Origin of the sequence: Streptomyces sp. NBC_01750, from assembly GCF_035918095.1 — a bacterium.
GTDB lineage: Bacteria > Actinomycetota > Actinomycetes > Streptomycetales > Streptomycetaceae > Streptomyces.
This window is the reverse complement of record NZ_CP109137.1, coordinates 2,565,846-2,586,509: the sequence shown is the minus strand read 5'-3', so window position 1 is coordinate 2,586,509 and position 20,664 is coordinate 2,565,846. Positions and strand designations below refer to the sequence as shown.

19 protein-coding genes are annotated in these 20,664 nt (G+C 69.1%); 7 read left to right on the top strand and 12 right to left on the bottom strand.

Going from position 1 to position 20,664, the window contains the following annotated elements; all coding sequences use genetic code 11:
* Positions 1 to 14: 14 nt before the first annotated feature.
* The 3 genes from OG966_RS11740 to OG966_RS11730 all read left to right on the top strand — a co-directional run bounded on the left by OG966_RS11740 (position 15) and on the right by OG966_RS11730 (position 3,717).
* Entirely contained in the window at positions 15 to 884 is an 870-nt protein-coding gene (locus OG966_RS11740) for a HalD/BesD family halogenase (protein ID WP_326649483.1), read from the top strand.
* A gap of 69 nt (positions 885 to 953) precedes the next feature.
* On the top strand, positions 954 to 1,877 hold the full coding sequence (locus tag OG966_RS11735) for a class I SAM-dependent methyltransferase (protein ID WP_326649482.1): 924 nt from the start codon (positions 954 to 956) through the stop codon (positions 1,875 to 1,877).
* Positions 1,878 to 1,905: 28 nt separating this feature from the next.
* On the top strand, positions 1,906 to 3,717 hold the full coding sequence (locus tag OG966_RS11730) for a choline/carnitine O-acyltransferase (protein ID WP_326649481.1): 1,812 nt from the start codon (positions 1,906 to 1,908) through the stop codon (positions 3,715 to 3,717).
* A gap of 216 nt (positions 3,718 to 3,933) precedes the next feature.
* On the opposite strand, the gene OG966_RS11725 is transcribed toward OG966_RS11730, so the two are convergent.
* From OG966_RS11725 to OG966_RS11710, 4 genes are all read right to left on the bottom strand, one after another.
* Positions 3,934 to 4,491 carry an HAD domain-containing protein gene (locus tag OG966_RS11725; RefSeq protein WP_326649480.1) on the bottom strand — a complete coding sequence of 186 codons (558 nt, stop codon included), beginning with the start codon at positions 4,489 to 4,491 and terminating at the stop codon, positions 3,934 to 3,936.
* On the bottom strand, positions 4,430 to 5,194 hold the full coding sequence (locus OG966_RS11720) for a class I SAM-dependent methyltransferase (protein WP_326649479.1): 765 nt from the start codon (positions 5,192 to 5,194) through the stop codon (positions 4,430 to 4,432). Before OG966_RS11720 ends, OG966_RS11725 begins: the two co-directional genes overlap by 62 nt.
* A complete protein-coding gene (locus OG966_RS11715) occupies positions 5,195 to 6,106 on the bottom strand; it encodes an aminoglycoside phosphotransferase family protein (RefSeq protein WP_326649478.1) in 912 nt (303 codons plus the stop codon).
* 71 nt (positions 6,107 to 6,177) lie between these two features.
* Positions 6,178 to 6,918, bottom strand: a complete 741-nt coding sequence (locus tag OG966_RS11710) for a hypothetical protein (protein WP_326649476.1) — start codon at positions 6,916 to 6,918, stop codon at positions 6,178 to 6,180.
* A gap of 229 nt (positions 6,919 to 7,147) precedes the next feature.
* Between OG966_RS11710 and OG966_RS11705 the strand changes: the two genes are divergently transcribed.
* Both OG966_RS11705 and OG966_RS11700 read left to right on the top strand, forming a co-directional pair.
* Positions 7,148 to 8,506, top strand: a complete 1,359-nt coding sequence (locus tag OG966_RS11705) for a tetratricopeptide repeat protein (protein WP_326649475.1) — start codon at positions 7,148 to 7,150, stop codon at positions 8,504 to 8,506.
* A gap of 33 nt (positions 8,507 to 8,539) precedes the next feature.
* Complete coding sequence (locus OG966_RS11700; protein WP_326649474.1) at positions 8,540 to 9,040, top strand: NUDIX domain-containing protein; 501 nt, start codon at positions 8,540 to 8,542, stop codon at positions 9,038 to 9,040.
* 580 nt (positions 9,041 to 9,620) lie between these two features.
* Here OG966_RS11700 and OG966_RS11695 read toward each other — a convergent pair.
* Entirely contained in the window at positions 9,621 to 10,265 is a 645-nt protein-coding gene (locus OG966_RS11695) for an SAV_6107 family HEPN domain-containing protein (protein ID WP_405811326.1), read from the bottom strand.
* A 920-nt stretch (positions 10,266 to 11,185) separates the two neighbouring features.
* Positions 11,186 to 12,595 (bottom strand): type I glutamate--ammonia ligase, encoded by a 1,410-nt coding sequence (glnA, locus tag OG966_RS11690; RefSeq protein ID WP_326649473.1) that lies wholly within the window; start codon positions 12,593 to 12,595, stop codon positions 11,186 to 11,188.
* 208 nt (positions 12,596 to 12,803) lie between these two features.
* On the opposite strand from glnA, the gene OG966_RS11685 reads away from it, so the two are divergent.
* Positions 12,804 to 13,271 carry an RDD family protein gene (locus OG966_RS11685; RefSeq protein WP_326649472.1) on the top strand — a complete coding sequence of 156 codons (468 nt, stop codon included), beginning with the start codon at positions 12,804 to 12,806 and terminating at the stop codon, positions 13,269 to 13,271.
* A gap of 102 nt (positions 13,272 to 13,373) precedes the next feature.
* On the opposite strand, the gene OG966_RS11680 is transcribed toward OG966_RS11685, so the two are convergent.
* The 4 genes from OG966_RS11680 to lipB all read right to left on the bottom strand — a co-directional run bounded on the left by OG966_RS11680 (position 13,374) and on the right by lipB (position 16,445).
* Positions 13,374 to 14,081: a DUF4191 domain-containing protein gene (locus tag OG966_RS11680; protein WP_326649471.1), complete on the bottom strand. Its 708-nt coding sequence runs from the start codon at positions 14,079 to 14,081 to the stop codon at positions 13,374 to 13,376.
* 19 nt (positions 14,082 to 14,100) lie between these two features.
* Complete coding sequence (locus OG966_RS11675; RefSeq protein WP_326649470.1) at positions 14,101 to 14,310, bottom strand: SCO2195 family GlnR-regulated protein; 210 nt, start codon at positions 14,308 to 14,310, stop codon at positions 14,101 to 14,103.
* Between the two features lie 272 nt (positions 14,311 to 14,582).
* Positions 14,583 to 15,548, bottom strand: a complete 966-nt coding sequence (gene lipA / locus OG966_RS11670) for a lipoyl synthase (protein WP_326649468.1) — start codon at positions 15,546 to 15,548, stop codon at positions 14,583 to 14,585.
* Between the two features lie 102 nt (positions 15,549 to 15,650).
* Positions 15,651 to 16,445, bottom strand: coding sequence for a lipoyl(octanoyl) transferase LipB (lipB, locus tag OG966_RS11665; RefSeq protein ID WP_326649466.1), 795 nt, complete (start codon positions 16,443 to 16,445; stop codon positions 15,651 to 15,653).
* 249 nt (positions 16,446 to 16,694) lie between these two features.
* On the opposite strand from lipB, the gene OG966_RS11660 reads away from it, so the two are divergent.
* Positions 16,695 to 18,155, top strand: a complete 1,461-nt coding sequence (locus OG966_RS11660) for a regulator (protein ID WP_326649465.1) — start codon at positions 16,695 to 16,697, stop codon at positions 18,153 to 18,155.
* Positions 18,156 to 18,233: 78 nt separating this feature from the next.
* On the opposite strand, the gene OG966_RS11655 is transcribed toward OG966_RS11660, so the two are convergent.
* A complete protein-coding gene (locus OG966_RS11655) occupies positions 18,234 to 19,559 on the bottom strand; it encodes an NAD(P)/FAD-dependent oxidoreductase (RefSeq protein WP_326649464.1) in 1,326 nt (441 codons plus the stop codon).
* A gap of 171 nt (positions 19,560 to 19,730) precedes the next feature.
* Positions 19,731 to 20,630, bottom strand: a complete 900-nt coding sequence (locus tag OG966_RS11650) for a TIGR01777 family oxidoreductase (RefSeq protein WP_326649462.1) — start codon at positions 20,628 to 20,630, stop codon at positions 19,731 to 19,733.
* Between the last annotated feature and the right edge of the window lie 34 nt (positions 20,631 to 20,664).

Here is a 20,664-nt window from a genome sequence, read left to right as displayed (position 1 = left end):
GTGGAGAGGATCGAATGAGCACTCTGGAAGCCATGACGCTCGACCAGGTGGTCGACACGGCTCGCTATCCCCTGCCGGAAATCGAGAGCGCCGAGGGACAGGCCGTGGTTGCCCGTGCCCAGCGCGAATTGTCGACTCTCGGCTGCACCGTGCTGCCGGACTTCATCCGTCCGTCGCTCCGAGATGTCCTGCAAGAGGAGTGCTCGGCCATCGCCCCCCGGGCGCACTTCGACGTCGAAACGGTCAACGTCTACAACATCGCGGTGGACTCGGCCCTGCCGGAGGACCACCCGGGCCGGACGAGCTTCGAGCGGGGCAACGCGTTCGTGGCGCGGGACCGCATCCCCGCGGACTCCCTCATCAGCCTGCTCTATTCCCACCCGGTGTTCCAGCGCTTCGTCGCCCGCTGCTTCGGACTGCCGCACCTGCACGAGCTGGCGGACCCGCTCTCCGGGCTGGTTCTCAACGTCGTCGCGCCGGGCATGGAGCACCCCTGGCACTTCGACACCAACGAATTCACCGTGAGCATGCTCACCCGGCAGGCGCAGGCCGGCGGCGTCTTCGAGTACTGCCCGAACATCAGGTCCGCGCACGACGAGAGATTCGACGACGTCCGGGACGTACTGGACGGCCGGGGCGAGCGGTTGACCAGACGGCTCTCCCTGCAACCTGGTGACCTGCAGCTGTTCAAGGGCCGCTACTCGCTGCACCGGGTGAGCCCCGTGCGGGGCGAGGTCGCGCGCCACTCCGCGATATTCGCGTACAGCGAGCGCCCCGGCGTCATCGGAAGCGTGGCACGGACCCGGCAGCTCTTCGGCCGGGTGCTGCCCGAGCACCTGGCGGCCGAGGGCCGGGCCGTCCGGGGCGACCGACTGCTGGATTAGCGAGCGGCGAGGACGTGCAGTCGCCGCAGGCCGTTTTCCCACGCTGAGATCCACCGAGGAGTAAGCCCTGTGCGTTTCGACGCGACCGGAAAAGTCTCGCTCGACCACATCTACACCCAGCCCGATCCGCGCAGCTATTTCAGCGTGCTGCGCCCGCTCGGTTACTGCGTTCCACAACTGGCCAAGCCCTACTTCGCGAAGCTCATCAAGGAGTACCGGGAGTCCCAGCACGTCGACGTGCCGAAAGTGCTGGACATAGGCTGCTCGTACGGAATCAACGCCGCCCTGCTGAAGTACGACGCGACGATGGACGAGCTGTACGCGCGCTACTGCGGCGCGGACGGCGACGCCGACGCGCTGGGCGACGCGGAGACCGAGTCGGTGGGCGGCGTGGAGACCGGGACCGTGACTCGTGCGGCCCTGCTGGCGCGGGACCGGGAGCTGTCCCGGTCGCGCCAACCCGCCCACGGCATCCGCTTCGTCGGCCTGGACACCTCGGGCAGCGCGTTGTCCTACGCGCTCGAGGCCGGGTTCCTCGACGACGCGGTGCACGCCGACCTGGAAGCGCACGAGCCGACACCGCGGCAGCGCGCCCAGTTCGCCGGGACGGACCTGGTGATATCGACGGGCTGCCTCGGCTATGTCACCGAGCGGACACTTATGCGCGTCGTCCGGGCGCAGGGCGACCGCCTGCCCTGGATGGCGCACTTCGTGCTGCGGATGTTCCCGTTCGACCCCGTCGAGAGCGCGCTGGCAGGACTGGGATACCGGACCATCCGTGTCGAAGGGGTTTTCAAACAACGGCGGTTCGCCTCCCCGCAGGAGCAGGCGCTCGTGCTGGACAGAATGTCGGCCGCAGGGGTGGATGCGCAGGGCCTGGAGGCGGAAGGCTGGCTCTACGCACAGCTCTACCTCTCCCGCCCGTACGGCACATCAGGCCCTCCGAACGGGGGCCTCGCCGCCCGCGAGGAATCCACCGCCCCCACGATCTGAATCGAGAGCAGATTTGAACAGTCAGGGAATGGCAGACATCGCGACCTTCGCTCAGGAGGACAGCCTGCCGCGCATTCCGCTGCCTACGCTGGAAGCGAGCTGCGAGAGGTTTCTCGCCTGGTGCGCTCCGCTGCTGACCGCCGACGAGCTGGCGGCGACCGAAGCGGAGGTCGCCGCCTTCCTCCGGCCCGACGGCCCCGGCCGGGCGCTGCACGCGGCGCTGGAGGCGTACGACGCCACCAAGGGCGTAGACAGCTGGCTCGACACCTTCTGGCCGTACCGCTACCTGGGCCGCCGGGACCGGATCGCGCTCAACGCCAACTTCTTCTTCCTCTTCAAGGATTCGGGCCAGGCGCAGGTGGAGCGGGCAGCCGGGCTCATCGCCGGGGCCGTCAACTACAAGCGGAAGCTCGATCAGGGGCTCATTGTGCCGGTGGCGCAGCGCGGGCGGCCCCAGTCGATGGTGCAGAACAAGTTCCTGTTCTCCGCCACCCGGATTCCCGGCGCGCAGCAGGACACCGTCCGCAGCCCCTACACCGAGGAGTGGCCAGGCCCGTCCGAGGCACGGCACATCGTGGTGTTCTTCCGGGGCGGCATGTTCAAGCTGGACGTATTCGGTCCGGGCGGTGTCCCGCACAGCCTGGACGACCTCGAGGCGGGGCTGCGGGCCGTGATGAAGGCCGGCGCCGAGCCGGCCGCCGCGGACACCTCGGTGGGCCACCTCACCACCATGGCGCGCGCGGAGTGGGCGGCAGCCCGGGAGTCCCTCCTCGCCTGTCACCCCCGTAACGCCGACGCACTGGACGACGTCGAGACCGCGCTGTTCTGCGTCGCACTGGAGGACTTCGCACCCGCGGACACCCAGGAGACCTGCGACCAGTTGCTGTACGGCGACCGCGGCAACCGCTGGTTCGACAAGGCCGTGTCCTTCATCGTCTTCGCCGACGGCCGGGCGGGCATCAACGTCGAGCACTGCGAGCTGGACGGGACCACCATCCTCAGCTTCACCGACGCCTTGCTCAGCGCCCCGGCCGAGGAACAGTCCCGGCAGTCCGGAGCCCGTCCGCAGGGTCTGCCGACGCTGGCGCCGGTCGTGTTCGAGCTGGACGACGTCCTGCGGGCTCAGGTGCGCTCCGCCGCCGACGCCTTCGCGGCGTACGGGGCGGCCACCGCGACCGGCACGGTGTCGTTCGAGGACTTCGGCAGCAAGGCGGCCAAGGCGCTTCGGGTCTCTCCGGACGCGTTTGTCCAGGTCGCCTACCAGCTCGCCCATCAGCGGGCCAAGGGGCACCTGGGCGCCACGTACGAGTCGATCGCCACCTTGCAGTACCGCCGCGGGCGGACGGAGGCGATGCGCGTCGTCACCCCGGAGGCGCAGGAGTTCGTGGCGGCGATGGACGACCCTGCGGCGAATGCGCAGACCCGGCGCGCCGCGTTCCGGGCCGCCGCCGAGAAGCATGTGGCGCGAGCGAAGGAGTGCCAGAACGGGCAGGCGCCCGAGCAGCACCTGTGGGAGCTGGAGCTGATCCAGCGCCGGCGCGGGGCGGAGCTGGGCGTGACGGAGCAGCCTGCGCTGTACCGGACGCCGGGCTGGCTCACGATGCGGGACGACTACCTGAGCACGAGCTCCGCGCCGTCCGAGAACATCCAGTACTTCGGTTTCGGCTCGACCAGCAGCCGCTGCATCGGCGTGGCCTATGTGCTGCTGCCCGAGAGGTTCAACATCTATCTGAGCACACCGCTGGCGGTGGCCGACCAGATGCGGACGTTCGCGGACCGGCTGCGTGAGGCGGTGGGCGAACTGCGGGAACTGCTGGCGTCCGAGCGGTCCGAGGACTGATCCGGACCGGGCGCACAGAACGGCCGTCGGCCGTGCCTTCCGGCGAGGGAAGAGCACGGCCGACGGCCCACAGACGGCCCGGGGTTCGCTTGTGCCATCGAGATCGGATACGCGGCCGCACTCGGCGACGTACGTGACGGCAAACTCGAGGCAGACATCAGAGAGTGGCGACCGGACCTGTTCGAAAAATGAGCCTGCGCCCACGCGCCCGAAAGACTACGCGGCGTCGGCAGCCTCTCGCGTCTCCCGAAGGCGAGCGGCCCACTCTCGGACCAGAGTCAGGTGGTCCGGTTGGAGGCCGGCGTACGGGTCGGGCTGCACCAGCAGCGTCGGATCGCCGCGGGAGATGCGTTCAGCGGCCCAGATGTGGTCGAGGGCGGTGAAGTCGTCGTCGATCCAGACGACGGGGTTTCTGCCGATCCAAGGGTCGACATGGTCGCGTTTCCAGAGGTAGCCGTTCGGGTGGCTGGTGGTGATCTGGGGGCGGGGGAGGTCGAGGTAGGGGAAGTCGGGCAGGCCAAGGAGGGGCCCGATGATCGTGGTCGCGTCCTTGCACCAACTCGTGCACCACACGGGGATGACGAGGCCGCTGGTCAGGAGGGCGGTGAGGAGGCCGCCGTGGTTCGGGTCGAGCCAGACGTGAACAGGGTCGTTGAGGTGCCGACCGGTGGGCAGGACGGTGTGGCGGGCATGGGTGGGCGGTGTGCTGCCGTCAGCAGCCGGGAACGGTATGAGGACGCCGTCGATGTCCAGCAGCAGGTAGGGCAGGGTCATCGGTGCCTCCGGGGCGTTTGCGGGTGGTGATCAGCAGGGTGGTCGGCCACGAGTCGCGGCGCGGGTGGCGAAGCTCCAGAGCTGCCGTGATGCGCAGGCCGGTCCGGGCGAGGTGGGCGCCCCAGCGGTGGGCGTCGAACTCCCATCGGGCGATGGGTAGTCGGGTGTGGTCGGGCATGGTGACGTAGTCCTCGCGCGGACGATCGTCAGCGGATGGATGTCTTCCAGCCCATGCCGGGTGCGGGACGGAGAAAGCCAGGACACCGCCCGGCTTCAGGCGGCGCGAAATGGCGGCGAGCAGGAGTTCGGGGTCTACGAGGCCGATGGCGCCGAAGACGGAGTAGATCGCGTCGAAGGTCTGGCCGGTGGCCTGCAGGTGGTGCAGTGCGTGGTCGGCGGCGAACGTGGCGCCGTCGATGTGTCCGTAGTGGGAGCGGGCACGGCGTATCTGGAGCCCGACCAGGTCCACGCCGGTGACGCGGGCCTCATGGCCTTTCGCGAGGTGGGCTACGTTGTGGCCGGGGCCGCAGCCCAACTCCAGGATGCGCTTGCGGCGCAGGTCCGGGCCGAGAATCTCGGCGCCGGGACCGAGGCCCGGGTGGGTGCTCCATTCCATCCGGGTCGGTGCGGTGAACGCGTGGGCGGGAGCAGCGGCTATGCGCTGGGCAGCGTGGGCGTACCAAGGGGAGACCTGGGCGAGCACCTAGACCTCCAGGAGCTGGACCACGTCGTTCAGGTGGCGGCGGACGACGGGGATGTACGCGGGGTCCTTGGCCGGGTCGTTGATCCAGCGAATGGCCTGGTCCATGAACCACTCCACTGCCCACATGCGGTGCCAGCCCAAGGCCCATGCCTCGGCCGCCAGGCCGCCCCGGGCGGCGAGGGCGTCCTCGTGGCCGCCTGCGGTGACGTACTGCTCCAGGAACACCCGCAGTCGGATGGGGCTCGGCGCGTCGGTGGTGCCGTGGTAGGAGGCGAGGTCGAGCAGGCCGGGGCCGGTGAAAGCACGGGCGAAGTCGAGTAGACGCCAGCCGTGATCCCCGATGTGGAGGCTGGTGGGGTGGAACTCGGAGTGCACCCAGCCGAACGGGGCGAGCGTGGTGCCGGTGGCTCGGGAGCCAGCGGCCTTGGCGATCTGGTCGAGCATGTCTGCGATGTCGGCGGTGTCTGGCCAGCGGTCGGTGGCGCGGAGCTGGTCAAGGTGCTGGGCGGCACGCACGGGCAGGCCGCTCAGGCGCCCCTCATCGAGCAGAGACAGGGCTGGCGCGGTGCGGGTGTCGTGGAGGACCACGGCCGCAGCGACACCGTCGAGGTCATCCGCCTCGCGGGTAGGGGCGCCGAGGTCTTCGAGAAGCATGCCGAGGCAGCTGTCCAGGATCGCCGTCGCGCGCAGTTCGGGGACGGGGACGCCGAGGGTGTGGGCCAGGCGCAGGGCTTGGGCTTCGTTGTCGAAGGGCTGCTTGGCGTACTTGAAGATGGCGGTCGTGCGGTCGGGAAAGGTGACGCGTTCGACGCCGGACATCGACCACACCCGCACTTCGGCGCGCTCGGGCAGGGGCAGCCCCTTGACCGCGCACAGGTGGGTCAGGAGTTCGGTGGTCAGCTTCTCGTCCATGGAGGGCTCCGTGGATTGGTGGCGTCCGGGGCGGGCTAGGTGGCCGGCCCGCCCCGGAGCCTGGTCGGGTGTTAGGCGGCGGGGTCGCTCACGCGGTGGGCGTAGACCTGCTCGATCCATCCGGCCTTGAACTGGGCAAGGTCGTCACGGAATTTGGCCATCGACGCACCGTAGGGTGCGACGACGCCGCCGGACTGATCCGGCACGGACTGGCAGCCGTGCACAAGGCGTCCGCCGAGCGCGGAGTGGGCCTTGATGGCTTCGATGCGGCGGTGCTCGTTGAACCAGCCGCCGTGGTAGACCTCGTCGAGCATCCCGCCGGTCTCGTCGTCCAGGTCGAAGACGACGGAGGTGGCAGCGGGGAAGAACCAGCACGGGCCGACGTTCGAGATGTGCCCGTCCAGCTCGACCTTGTTCAGGGCCATCAGCGTGGCCGCCTCGCGCAGCATGCGCAGGTGGCTGGCGGTGATCTGCGGCACGCGGAACAGGTAGGCGTACACCTCGTACGCGGTGGCCAGGACACGGGCCGCATCCGAGGTGGAGGTGGCGTGGGCCTTGATGAAGTCGAGGGCGAGCTGCTCGACCGCACTCTCTGTGGTCTCGTCTGCCTCCAGGAGCTGGGACTTGACGAGCTCCCAGTCGGCGACGAGCCAGGTGTTGGACTCGAAGCGGAAGAAGTACTCTGCCGGGTCGATGGTGATGCGCCGGCCTTCGACCTGGATGCCGGGCAGGCGGCTCCAGCGCTCGTCGAATGCCTCGGGCAGCGCGACTGTGATCGCCGTGGTCGTGGCGGTGGTGTCGATGATGGTCACCGGGGTCTCCGTCTCTGATCGGCCGGGTTCGGGCACAGGAATGCCCGAACCCGGATCGGGCGTACGGAACTTGGGGCCGCTCGGCCAAGTGGGGAGCCTGGATTCACGGTCGGATGTAGAACCGTTCCGGGCGGCTGATGATTAGTGAACCGCCGGTCACCCTCAGTGGGTACGGTGAAGGGCAGGCCAAGCGGTATACGCGGTTTACAGCCCCGGAGCGGAGGCGGTCGTGGCAGCGCCGAGAGAGCCCAACTCCCGTCTGCGCGAGACCATCGAGGCCGTCGGCTGCACCTTCGAGGCCCTGGCCAAGGACGTCCGCCGCGTCGCCGCGGAGAACGGCGAGATGCTGCAGACCAACAAGTCGGCCATCTCGCACTGGGTAAGTGGAGCTCGCCAGCCCACCGGGAGGACCGGCCAGTACCTTGCCGAAGCCCTCTCCCGCCGGTCGCACAGGACCATCACTCAAGTCGAGCTCGGCCTGGCCGCACCGGAATCCACGGCCGACGAATCAGATCCGGACCCGGTCCTTGCCGCAACGGACCTCGGCCGCGCCGATGTCGAACGCCGCCGCTTCCTCGCTATTGCCGCGTTCACCACTGCCGGCGTCGCCATGCCCCTCGCGTACGACCATGAAGCCACCGCCCGCATGCTCCGCGCCCGCACCGGCACGGCCCTGGTGGGAGCGGAGGACGTGGACGTCGTACGCCAGATCACTGTCGCCTTCAGCGCCGCCGACGAACGCCTGGGCGGAGGCCACGGCCTGACCACCGTGACCGCCTACCTCGCCGACACCGCAGCCCCCATGCTCCGCGCCCGCTTCCCAACCGAAGTCTTACGCCGGGCCGCCTTCGGCGCGGTCGCCGAACTCGCCTACCTGGCAGGCTGGAAGCACCACGACCTCGGCCAGGAGGGCGCCGCCCAGCGTTACTACCAAGTCGGCTACCAGCTCGCCTGCGAGGCGGACCCGCACGGCCACGCCGCCTGGATGATGCGCGCCCTGGCCCACCAGGCCCTCAGCCTCAAACAGCCCCACCACTGCATCGACCTCGCCGAAGCCGCGCTCGCCGGCGGACTCGGCCACATCGACGGCCAGACCGAGGCCCTGCTCCACATCACCCACGCCCGCGCCTACGCAGCCACCGGCGAGAGGCCGCACGCCGCCCGCGCCCTACTCGCAGCGGAAGACGCCCTGCTCCGCGAGGATGGCCCGCAGCCGAGCTACTCCCGCGTCAGCGGCCCGGCCGCCGGCACCGTCGCCAGCCACACCGCCCGCACCCTGACCGACCTCGCCGACCACGTCGGCACCGAACAGCAGCACCGCGATGCGCTCACCCATTGGGACCCGGAGAAGTACAAGCGCGTCCACGCCCTCACGTACGCCGATCTCGGCGACAGCCTGGCCGCACAGACCCGCGCCGACGAAGCCGTCGCCGCCTGGTCCCAAGCGCTGACGTTGATGGAGGGCATGACCTCCGACCGCACCCGCAAGGCCATCACGTCGCTCAGATCCACCCTCGCCGTCTACCACCGTCGCGGCGTCCCCGGAGCCGCGGAACTCACCCGCCGCGCACGCGAAGCACTCGCCTAAGCTGCCAACAAACCGGCCGACGAAGGGAAGATCGTGGCTCAGCCGACAACCGACGAACAGCAGCCCAAAGCCCTCAAGCCCGCCCTCGAATCCATGACCCTGCTGGTCGCTGCTGTCATCGTCCACGACAAGGCCACCAACCGCGTCGTCCTCCTCCAGCGCAGCCAGGACGCCAAGTTCGCCCAGGGCAAGTGGGACCTCCCCGTCGGCAAGAGCGAACCCGGCGAGCCGATCACTGAGACTGCGGTGCGGGAGCTGTACGAGGAGACCGCGCTGACGGTGAAGCCGGAGGCGCTGATGGTCGCCCACATCATCCACGGGGCGTGGGGAGTCGAGGCGCCCAACGGCTTCCTCACGGTCGTTTTCGCCGCTCATGAGTGGACCGGGGAACCCGAGAACTGCGAGCCGCACAAGCATGCGCAGGTCCGCTGGGTCGATGCCGCGGCCATCCCCGAGGAGTTCGTGGACACGACGGCCAGCGCCTTGCACCGCTATCTCAACGATGGCCCGGAGGTTTCCCTCGACGGTTGGTGACCGACGGGACCTGACCGGTGAAGGGCCGGGCCCGAAGGCAGGTTCGCCGCACCGACAGTGGACCCCGGTCCTCAGAATTGGATTCCGTCCAGGTCACGACAGCCGGGAAAACTCCTGGAAGGTCACGGCGGAGGGGGCGCTGCAGCTTGGATTGTATTGGCTTGTGCTCGCGCCACCGCCCGAGTTTGGGCAGCATCGGATCGGCGTAATACGAACAGCGACGCAAGAGCTAATACGCTGGGGCCGGATAGCATCGAAGCCAGTCCAACATGCCCCTGCATTCCCACCAGTACTGCCGCGACAAGCATTCCTGCGCTAAGTAGAAATCCTGCCACTAGGCCAGTAATTAGCAGGAAGTGAGACCGTCGAGCTGTCCTCTCCCGAGTTTCGAGGCGGAGGCTCTCCAGTTGCATCTGTTGAAGAGCGGATTGTTGCGCCATTCTCAACTCGTGCTCACGGCGCAGTTGGGGCTCTAGTGCTTTGAGGGCTACCTGCAAGTGCTCAGCGGGTAGATCCGCCCACTGCATGGCAATATCAAGGCCAGTCTGCTCGTGCCGCGGTATGTTCGAAGCCTCACGCGTCATCGCTCAGTTCCCCCGCCGCCATCGCCCACAGTTTGCTTCTGCCTCAGCCCGGGAGGTGGTGGCCCTAGGGCTCTGAACAGATCGTCGAAGCCCTCCGACAGGTGTCGTACTGCCGTGTTTGCGTCGCGATTTTCTGTCAATTCGATCAGGTCAATCGAGGTTGGCTGATCAGGCTTTGGTGCTACGAGCATTCGCTCGACCAGTCGGAGGAACATCGACGCATCGCGCATTATTTCGTCGGCGTCCCTCTGCGTGGCTGCATTCTCAATTCCAGCCTCCGCCCGGGCTCTACGTCTCGCGCCGGAAGCAAATAAGGCGCTCCAATCTGCCAACTCGGGGGCTATCTCAGGTAGTACTTCCCACGCGCTCCTGATTCGATTTCGGCGACGCGGAGTGCCTTCAGGACGTCCCCGGGTTGCTAGAACTGCAGCAGCGGTCCGCAAAGCAGCGAGGTGGGCGGCCGCATACCGTGAATTCGAATCTTCAATGGTTGATGCGTCTTTGAGTCCCGAATGGGCCTGCGCGAGGAGATCGAGTGCAGAGGGCGGAACCGTGGACCGCCTCAGGACCGGATGTACTTCGCGGGGTTCGCGACGGCTTAGCTGTGCGTGGTGTGCGGGGGAGGGTTGCTTCGTCGGCAGCTCTCTCTTGTGGACCTCGTCCCAGCGCGCGTGGAGGTCGGTGAGCTGCCCCCTTCCAGCATCCTCCGTTGCTAGCCATGCATTGTCGCCCACCGCGCGTAGGGCTTGCCTGTAGGCATCCAGCAGAATTTGCTCAGGTGGCCGTGGCGGAGCATGTGAGCCACGTCGTTTCTCATGGGCTTCTCTGTAGAGCCTCCATGCGCCATATGCGGCGAAGGCCGCCAGTAGAGCGATGCCTGGTCCTAAGAACCATTCCATGGGCCCCTCCGAGACGCTCGGCCGAGCATCAGTCCACGCAGTTCTCTTGCCTTAGCAGCGTGCCAGAGGCTCTCAGGCTCCGGAGGTAGATCGCGCAGAATGACGGGAACAAGCCTTCGGCGTACGACTGACTCGCTTGAGCGTCTGCTAGGGCCCAGCCCAACCCTTGGTCAACTGCGCAGTCGGTTCCTGGCCGTTGAGTGCGACAACCGGCAGTGCTGAGTGGGGCGCTGGGTGACGCTGTCAGAGTTGTGCTGCGCACGTGCTTAACGGCCTGGTCAGCGTGCCTCTCTGCGTGAGCGATGCGTGGGCGGACGGCTCAGCACCCGCTGGATCGGACGTCACACGGTCGAACCCTGCAATCCTCTGACCAGGTGAAACCGGATCGGACGTGATCATGGCTCATCACCCGTCACGACCTTGCAGGCCCACGTGAGTAGGTCTCGGGTGCGGCCGCGCCATAAAACGAGTGAGGCCGCCACCCCGATGGGGAGTGGCGGCCTCACTATAACTGACGCTACGTCAGAGGATCGGTCGGGCGGTGCACACGCGGTGCACAAGGGGGCGGAAAGCAAGCGGGAACAGCGAGCATTGCTGAGTAGTGTTTTCGCAGGTCAACACATGTTTTCAGGATTCCCGCCCAGGTCGCCCGGACCTGATCTTTAGATGTCGAAGTAGAGCTCGAACTCGTGCGGGTGCGGCCGCAGCTGGATCGGCGCGATCTCGTGCGTCCGCTTGTAGTCGATCCACGTCTCGATCAGGTCCGACGTGAAGACCCCGCCGGCCTGCAGGTACTCGTTGTCCGCCTCCAGCGCTTCCAGCACCGCCGGGAGCGAGGTCGGGACCTGCGGGACGCCCGCGTGCTCGTCCGGGGCCAGCTCGTAGAGGTCCTTGTCGATCGGCTCGGCCGGCTCGATCTTGTTCTTCACACCGTCGAGGCCCGCGAGCAGAAGCGCCGAGAACGCCAGGTACGGGTTCGACGACGGGTCCGGGGCGCGGAACTCGACGCGCTTGGCCTTCGGGTTCGAGCCCGTGATCGGGATACGCATCGCAGCGGAGCGGTTGCGCTGCGAGTAGACCAGGTTGACCGGGGCCTCGAAGCCGGGGACCAGGCGGTGGTACGAGTTCACCGTCGGGTTCGTGAACGCCAGCAGCGACGGCGCGTGCTTCAGGATGCCGCCGATGTAGTAGCGGGCGGTGTCCGACAGGCCCGCGTAGCCCTGCTCGTCGTAGAACAGCGGGACGCCGCCCTGCCACAGGGACTGGTGGACGTGCATGCCCGAGCCGTTGTCGCCGAAGATCGGCTTCGGCATGAAGGTCGCGGTCTTGCCGTTGCGCCACGCGACGTTCTTCACGATGTACTTGAAGAGCATCAGGTCGTCGGCCGCGGCGAGCAGCGTGTTGAACTTGTAGTTGATCTCGGCCTGGCCGGCGGTACCCACCTCGTGGTGCTGGCGCTCGACCTGGAGGCCCGAGGCCTCCAGCTCCAGGGAGATCTCGGCGCGCAGGTCGGCGAAGTGGTCGACCGGCGGGGCCGGGAAGTAGCCGCCCTTGTAGCGGACCTTGTAGCCGCGGTTGTCCTCGATCGCACCGGTGTTCCAGGCGCCGGCCTCGGAATCGATGTGATAAAAGGCCTCGTTCGCCTTGGTCTCGAAGCGGACGCTGTCGAAGACGTAGAACTCGGCCTCGGGGCCGAAGTACGCGGTGTCCGCGATGCCGGTGGAGGCGAGGTACGCCTCGGCCTTCTTGGCGATGTTGCGCGGGTCGCGGCTGTACTGCTCGCCCGTGATCGGGTCGTGGATGAAGAAGTTGATGTTGACCGTCTTGTCGCGCCGGAAGGGGTCGACACGGGCGGTCGACAGGTCCGCGCGGAGCGCCATGTCGGACTCGTGGATGGCCTGGAATCCGCGGATCGACGAGCCGTCGAAGGCCAGCTCCTCGGCCGGGTCGAACGCCTTTGCCGGGATGGTGAAGTGCTGCATCACACCAGGCAGGTCGCAGAACCGGACATCGACGAACTTCACGTCTTCGTCGGCGATGAACTTCTTCGCGTCGTCGGCGTTCTGGAACATCCAACTCCTCCTACTCCCGACCCGGGAGGGGCGGGGTTGCAGCTCGGTCGTGCGGCCAGTGCGGTGGCACACGCTGGACCCGACGATAGGCAGACGGGATTTCTCCAGCATGACCCATTTGTTTCGCCGAAGTTAACCGGACCAGGGTCGGTGCCGCGTCACGGCCCCGCCCGCAGGTGGGTGAAACCGGGCGCAGTACCGTGTACGGGTGGACAACAGGCAAGCAATCGGATCGTGGCTCTCCGGGCCCCGCGCGGCGGCCGAGGACATGGGCGCCGACTTCGGTCACCGGGGCGAGCGGCTCGGCCTGCCGGAGGCGGGGCCGGGCTCCATCGCCCCCCTCGGGCGGCGGTTCGGCGCCGTCTTCGTCGACTGGGGGCTCTGCCTCCTGATCGCATACGGGCTGCTCGCGAATGGTGACCGGCAGGCCGTCGGAAACTGGGCGCTCAGCATCTTCCTCGTACTCAGTGTGCTGACCGTGGGCTCGGTCGGTTTCACCCCCGGCAAGCGGATCTTCGGTCTGCGCGTCGTCGCCGAAGGCGGCGGCCGGCTCGGGATCGTCCGGGTTCTCCTGCGGAGCCTGCTGCTCTGCGTCGCGATCCCGGCGCTCATCTGGGACCGCGACGGGCGCGGGCTGCACGACCGCCTCGCCCGCGCCGTACAGGTGCGGATCTAGAGGCGAGCGAGAAGACGGGAAAGACCGGCAACACGAGCGGCGAGACAGAGTGAGGCGGCCCCGGACGCGTACGTCCGGGGCCGCCTCCGTGTCTGTCGTAGGTCAGCGCTGCTTTCCGCCGCGAGGCATCCGCGTGCCCTTCGGCATCGGACCCTTCGGCAGCGGCATATTGCTCATCAGGTCGCCCATCGCCCGCAGCCGGTCGTTGGCCGCCGTGACCTGCGGTCCGCTGAGCACCCGCGGCAGCTTCAGCATCGTGGTGCGCACCTTCTTCAGCGGCACCTGGCCCTCGCCGTCGCCGACGATGATGTCGTGCACCGGTACGTCCAGGACGATGCGCGCCATCTTTTTCTTCTCGGCTGCCAGCAGCGTTTTCAACCGGTTCGGGTTACCTTCCGCCACCAGGACGATGCCGGCCTTGCCCACCGCCCGGTGCACCACGTCCTGGCTGCGGTTCATCGCCACCGCCGGGGTCGTGCTCCAGCCGCGTCCCACGTTCTGCAGCACCGCGGCCGCCGCGCCCGGCTGGCCCTCCATCTGCCCGAAGGCCGCTCGCTCGGCACGGCGTCCGAAGACGATCGCCATCGCGAGGAAGGCCAGCAGGAAGCCGAGGATGCCCAGATAAACGGGGTGGTCGATCAAGAAGCCGATGGCGAGGAAGACACCGAAGGTGACGATTCCCACAGCCGCTAGGACAAGACCGATCTTGGAATCGGCCTTTCGGGTCATCTTGTACGTCAGAGCGATCTGCTTCAGTCGCCCAGTGTTCGCAGCAGCGTCAGTGCTGTCGGAGTTTGCCTTCCTCGCCATGTCTGGAAGTTTACGTGGCCTAGGAAGTGCGGCCGGCCACACCCTCCAGTACATGCTGCGCCTCGACCCTGTCCTTGGCCCGGCGCCGGTCTTCGAGGACCGCCGTCCATGCGTTCCGGCGGGCAGTGCGCTGTCCGCCGCCCAGGAGCAGCGACTCCATGGCGCGCAGAGCATCGGTGACGGACGGAATGGCGGTAGCGCGTACGGGACGTACCGGCGCGGCCTGCATGGTTGAGGTCCCCCTAAGGGTGAGCGTCGACGATGAGTGGAAGCGCTGCAGTGCGGTGCGGTGCACTGCGGTGCCGTGAGCGGTGAGTGCTGTGCGTAGACCCAATGTCACTGATTGGTGTTACCAGTGCATGACCGAGCGGTCAAACACCGATGAAACCTTTATGCGCCATCCGCAAACGCTGACGCGGCCCATACACCGCCCCGACCTGCGGGGAGGGCATGCGCCGCGTCAGTCGCTGATTACTCAGCGGTAGTTGCTTGTGCCTGAATTCACACAGTCTGCGGGGCGGTCACGGCACCCCGCCGCTCCATCGCCTGCTGGTACAGCCGGCCCGCGCGGTACGAGGAACGGACCAGCGGCCCCGACATCACACCGGAGAAGCCGATCTCCTCGGCCTCCTCCTTGAGCTCCACGAACTCGTGCGGCTTCACCCAGCGCTCGACCGGGTGGTGGCGTACCGAAGGACGCAGATACTGCGTGATCGTGATCAGCTCGCAGCCGGCGTCGTACAGGTGCTGCAGTGCCTCGCTGACCTCTTCACGCTCCTCGCCCATGCCGAGGATGAGGTTCGACTTTGTGACCAGGCCCGCCTCGCGGGCGCGCGTGATCACCTCGAGCGATCGCTCGTAACGGAAACCGGGGCGGATCCGCTTGAAGATCCGCGGCACGGTCTCGACGTTGTGCGCGAGCACCTCGGGGCGCGAGGAGAAGACCTCGGCCAGCTGCTCCGGCACCGCGTTGAAGTCGGGGATGAGGAGCTCGACCTTCGTACGGCCCGCCTCGCGCTCCGACGTCATCGCGTGGATCCGGCGCACCGTCTCCGCGTACAGCCAGGCGCCGCCGTCCTCCAGGTCGTCGCGCGCGACACCGGTGATCGTGGCGTAGTTCAGGTCCATCGTGACGACCGACTCGCCCACGCGGCGCGGCTCGTCGAGATCGAGCGCGGCGGGCTTGCCGGTGTCGATCTGGCAGAAGTCGCAGCGCCGGGTGCACTGGTCGCCGCCGATGAGGAAGGTCGCCTCGCGGTCTTCCCAGCACTCGTAGATGTTCGGACAGCCGGCCTCCTGGCACACCGTGTGCAGGCCCTCGCTCTTCACGAGCTTCTGCATCTGGGTGTACTCGGGCCCCATCTTCGCCCGGGTCTTGATCCACTCGGGCTTGCGCTCGATGGGGGTCTGGCTGTTCCGGACCTCGAGGCGCAGCATCTTGCGTCCGTCGGGTGCGACTGCGGACACGTCCGGCTCCCTACGACTTCGATTCTTCGGCGGACACCAGGGTACGCCCGTTATTTGTGTGGCCTTACGTCTGGCCAACCCTTGGCCAGAGGGGCGCATTCCCTAGACGGCTGCCCCGACGGCCCGCGGCCGCGGTTCGGCGTTCTCCAGGACGTCGCGGAGATGCTTCTCGATGACCGGGAGAACCTCGGCGATGGTGATCTCGCGGCCCAGTTCGTACGAGAGCGAGGTCACGCCCGCGTCCCGGATGCCGCACGGCACGATCCTGTCGAACCAGGTGTTGTCCGGGTTCACATTGATCGCGAAGCCGTGCATCGAGACGCCCTTGGCGATACGGATGCCGATCGCGGCGAGCTTGCGGTCCTCGCGGCGCTGGCCGGCGTTGGAGGGGGCGTACTCCGGGCCGTTCAGCCGCGGGTCGAACTCCTCGTCCTGCAGCCGCGGGTCGAAGTGGAGCGAGAGACCGCCGATCGCCGGACGCTGCTCGACCGGGTCGCCGAGGACCCATACGCCGCTGCGGCCCTCGACCCGGCTGGTCTCCAGGCCGAACTCCGCGCAGGTCAGGATCAGCGCGTCCTCGAGCCGGCGTACATGCGCGATGACGTCCACCGGGCGCGGCAGTTTCAGGATCGGGTAGCCGACCAGCTGGCCGGGGCCGTGCCAGGTGATCTTGCCGCCGCGGTCGACGTCGACGACGGGAGTGCCGTCCAGAGGGCGTTCGCTCTCCGCCGTGCGCCGGCCCGCCGTATAGACGGGCGGGTGCTCGAGGAGCAGGCAGGTGTCCTCGATCTCGTCGGCGAAGCGGGCGGCGTGGACCTCGCGCTGCTTCTGCCACGCCTCCTGGTACTCGACGGCTTCCTCGCCGAACCCCAGTTGGACGAACCGCAGCTCACTCACGGCTGTGCCTCCCTAGAACCTTCACCCTGCACTCATCGCGCCTAGCCACTGTACGGCGGCTCCGGAAACGGCGGCCGGGCAGGTGCCGGGCAGTTCCCGGTCACGCGGCGCCTGTCAGCGACGTCCCCAATCCTCACACGATCGGATGAATGTGGGGCGAAGCTGGCGGGCCGAGCCGTAGGGGCGGCTAAATTCGCGCCGTTCCATGAGGGCTGCTCCAGGCCCGGAAGGCAGGAGACCGCACAGCTGATGACGGAACGACCTCCGCAGCGCATCCCCAACCGACAGCTCGCCGCGCTCATCGCAGAAGCCGGATTCTCCAACGCAGGCCTAGCCCGCAGAGTGGACCAGCTCGGCCTCGAGCACGGCCTGGATCTGCGCTACGACAAGACCTCCGTGACCCGCTGGCTGCGCGGCCAGCAGCCTCGCGGCACGACCCCCGCCCTGATCGCCGAGGTGTTCACACGGCGGCTCGGCCGCCGGCTCTCGGCGCAGGACCTGGGTCTGGACGCCTGTGCGCCCGTCTACGCCGGTCTGGAGTTCGCGGCCACGCCCGAGGAGGCCGTGGACATCGTGAGCGGCCTGTGGCGCAAGGACTCCGGCAGCCACGCGGAGCTGCGGAAGATCGCCTTCACTCCGGCCGGGCTCGTGGTGCCGAGCAGGGACTGGCTGATCGGCCGGGCCGACGAGCGGGTGAGCCGGGCCGACGAGCGCCGGGCGGACGCGGTCCAGAACGGGACCGCCCGTATCCCCGCCCAGGGCAGGATCGCCGTCCCACGGCAGCGCGGCACGGACCGGGGCCCCGGCCAGAAGGTCTCCAGCGGCGACATCGCGGCGCTGCGCTCGGTCGGCGAGCTGTTCCGGACCCTCGACCACGCCTACGGCGGCGGGCACGCCAGGCAGGCGCTGGTGCGCTATCTCGAGCACGAGGCCGAGCCGATGCTGCGCGGCACCTACGGGGAGGTGACCGGGCGGCGGCTGTTCGCCGCGGCGGCCGATCTGACCCGGCTGGCCGGCTGGACCTCGTACGACATCGCGGCCCACGGCCTCGCCCAGCGCTACTTCGTCCAGGCGCTGCGGCTCTCCCAGGCGGCGGGCGATCGGGCATACGGCGCGTATGTGCTGGTGACCATGAGCCGGCAGGCGGTCTATCTGGGGCATGGACGCGAAGCGGTGCAGCTGACACGCGTCGCCCAGCAGGGAGTCGGCTCGGCGGCTCCGCCGGTGGTGCAGGCGCTGCTGCACTCCGTCGAGGCGCGCGGGCACGGCGTGCTGGGCGAGGCGCGGGCGTGTACGGCCTCGCTCGTACGGGCGGAGCGGGCGCTGGAGACGGCGCGGCCCGGCGACGATGTGCCGCACTGGGCGCGATTCTTCGACGAGGCGCAGCTCGCCGACGAATTCGGGCACTGCCACCGGGATCTGCAGCAGTACCGGCCGGCGGTGCAGCATGCCGAGCGCTCGCTCCAGCTGCGCGCCCCGGCGTTCGCGCGCAGCCGCCTCTTCTGCCGCGTGGTGCTGGCCTCCGCCCGGCTCGGACTGGGCGAGCTGGACCAGGCATGCGCGCTGGGGGCGGAGGCGGCGCTGCAGGTGTCGGAGATGCGGTCGGCGCGGGCGGTGGAGTACGTACGCGAATTCGAGCGGCGGCTCGAGCCGTACCGGGACGCGGCGGCGGTACGGAACTATCGCGACCGGGTCGCCGCGCTGGGCTGAACCCGGGGTCCGGGGCGGGCCCCCGGGTTCAGCCCCGGACCCCGTCCGCGATCGCGGACGGGGCCTGATGGTGCCGGCCTAGGCGACCGCCGAGAGCGCGACCGTTTCGTACCCGGGCTGCTGGAGGCCGAAGTCGCGCAGGATCGCGTCCGCGGCCCGGCGGCCCGAGAAGAGCGCGCCCTGGACCGTGCTCGTGTCGCGGTGGTCGCCGCAGACGTAGAGGCCGGACAGCAGCCGCACCGGACGGCGCAGATCGTGCGGCGGCGGCATCGCTGGCACCGCCTCCGGGTCGTGGTGGACGGCGAGCAGTTCCCAGTCGTCCGTGGGCGTGCCATAGAGCGTGGCGAGGTGGGTGCGGACGGTGCGGTCCAGATCCGGCGGAGGAGTCCCGAGCACGGTCGACGAGATCAGTACGCGGCCGTGCGGGGCGCGCGACGGATCGACCTCGCTCATCACCGCCGTGTGCGAGACGGGACCGCCGTGGTCCGCGTCCAGCAGGAGCGCCGGGTCGCTCAGCGGCGGCGCGGGCGCCGTGTGGTGAAGGACCGTCACGGGGTGGAAGGGCGGTACGCGCAGGCCCGGAAGGAGCTCCGCGGCCGCGCGGGCGCCGGTGGCCAGCACCAGGGCACGGCAGCCGATGTCGCCGTACTCCTTGGTCGTGACCTGCGTGATCGAGGCGTCGGTGACCCACACCCCGGTATGTACGGTGCCGGACGGCAGCGACGCCGCCAGCCGCTCGGGCAGCGCCGCGGCACCGCCTTCGGGGACGCACATCCGGCCGCGCGCGAAGCCGCGCAGCGCCAGATCGGCGCACCGGCTGGAGGTGTCCAGCGCCGGGTCGCAGAGCAGCGCCGAGAGCAGCGGGCGCAGGAAGCCGTGGACCGTACGGGCCGGGAGGCCGCGGGCGCAGAGCGAGTTCGCGGTGGGCCGCTCGGGGCGGGCGAGAAGGCGCTCCACGGGAGTGGCGGCGAGGCGGGCGAGAGATGCGCCGAGCCGGGCCTGGTCGAGCGGCCGGGGGGCGCTCGCGAGGGCGCGCGCCACGGTGAATGCGCCCCCTACGCCCCGCAGGGCGTGGGGGGACCCCCGCCGTGCGCTCCCCGCTTCACCGGTCCGCCGGAGCCGCCCTCCACTGTGCACGAGCACACCGGGCGAGAAGGGCCGCAGGACGACATCGCCGAGCCCCGCCGAGCGACGCAGCTCCGGATACGAGGTGTTGAGCAACTGGCCTATGCGGTCGAGCCGGAAACCGTCGATCTGCTGGGTGGCCATCCGTCCGCCCACATGAGGGGCGGCCTCCAGAACGCTGACCGAGACGCCTGCGCTGGTCAGTTGATGAGCCGCCGAGAGACCGGCGATCCCGGCCCCGACGATGACGACATCCGCATGGTGAGCGCTGCTGAGCACGTGCCCCTCCCCGAGGTCGGCGCGGCTGGTGGGAGGCTCATGCCCCCACCATGCCCCCGGAATACCCGAGTTCGGACCGAGACTAGGGAGCCGTCGCCGTACCGCGAGTCGCGCACGCCGTGGAGCACCGGAGCGCGGGGGCGCACACGGCGGCCGGCCGGCCGCAAGGCGCTACCGCAGCGCCGCGCCGACCGCCTCGTCGATGCCCGGAAAGGCGAACGAGAAGCCCGACTCCAGCAGCCGGGCCGGCAGCACCCGCTGGCTGCTCAGAATGTCCCCGGCCAGCTCGCCCAGCGCGATCCGCAGCGCGGGCGCGGGGACGGCGAACACCGTCGGCCGGTGCAGCGCCCGGCCCATCGCCGCCGTCACCTCGCTGTTGGTGACCGGGTCAGGGGCCGTGAGATTCACCGGCCCCGACAGAGACTCGGTGTCGAGGATGTGCCGCAGCGCCGCGACCTCGTCATGCAGGGCGATGAAGCTCCAGTACTGCCGGCCGTTGCCCAGCCGCCCGCCGAGGCCCGCTTTGAAGAGCGGGAACATCCGGCCCCACGCGCCGCCCTTGCGGGCCACCACAAGACCGGTACGCGCGAAGGCGGTCCGCACGCCCGCCTCCTCGGCCGGGGCCGCCGCCTCCTCCCACTCCACGCACATCTTCGACAGGAACCCGTCCCCGGCCGGCGCACCCTCGTCCACCGCACGCTCCCCGGTGTCGCCGTAGTAGCCGACGGCGCTCCCGCAGACCAGCACCCTCGGAGGTACGTCCAGTGTGGCGACGGCCTCAGCGATCGCCGCCGTGCCGAGCACCCGGCTGTCCCGGATCTCCTTGCGGTACGCATCCGTCCAGCGGCGCGCACCGACACCGGCCCCGGCGAGATTCACCACGCCCTCGCAGCCCACCAGGCCGGCCACGTCGACGTACTGCCGGTGCGGGTCCCACTCCACCTCGTCCCCGGCCCGCGCGGGTCGCCGCACCAGGCGCACCACCTCGTGCCCGTCGGTGCGCAGCGAGCGCACGAGTGCCGTACCGATGAGTCCGGTGGAACCGGTGACCGCGATCCGCATGGCCCCCATCCTGCCCCCGCGCGGCCCCGTGGCACAGTGACGC

Coding starts and splice junctions, on each gene's coding strand:
- OG966_RS11740 (WP_326649483.1), top strand. CDS start 15: ATGAGCACTCTGGAAGCCATGACGCTCGACCAGGTGGTCGACACGGCT.
- OG966_RS11730 (WP_326649481.1), top strand. CDS start 1,906: ATGGCAGACATCGCGACCTTCGCTCAGGAGGACAGCCTGCCGCGCATT.
- OG966_RS11725 (WP_326649480.1), bottom strand. CDS start 4,491: ATGACCCTGCCCTACCTGCTGCTGGACATCGACGGCGTCCTCATACCG.
- OG966_RS11715 (WP_326649478.1), bottom strand. CDS start 6,106: ATGGACGAGAAGCTGACCACCGAACTCCTGACCCACCTGTGCGCGGTC.
- glnA (WP_326649473.1), bottom strand. CDS start 12,595: ATGTTCCAGAACGCCGACGACGCGAAGAAGTTCATCGCCGACGAAGAC.
- OG966_RS11680 (WP_326649471.1), bottom strand. CDS start 14,081: ATGGCGAGGAAGGCAAACTCCGACAGCACTGACGCTGCTGCGAACACT.
- OG966_RS11675 (WP_326649470.1), bottom strand. CDS start 14,310: ATGCAGGCCGCGCCGGTACGTCCCGTACGCGCTACCGCCATTCCGTCC.
- OG966_RS11660 (WP_326649465.1), top strand. CDS start 16,695: ATGACGGAACGACCTCCGCAGCGCATCCCCAACCGACAGCTCGCCGCG.
- OG966_RS11650 (WP_326649462.1), bottom strand. CDS start 20,630: ATGGGGGCCATGCGGATCGCGGTCACCGGTTCCACCGGACTCATCGGT.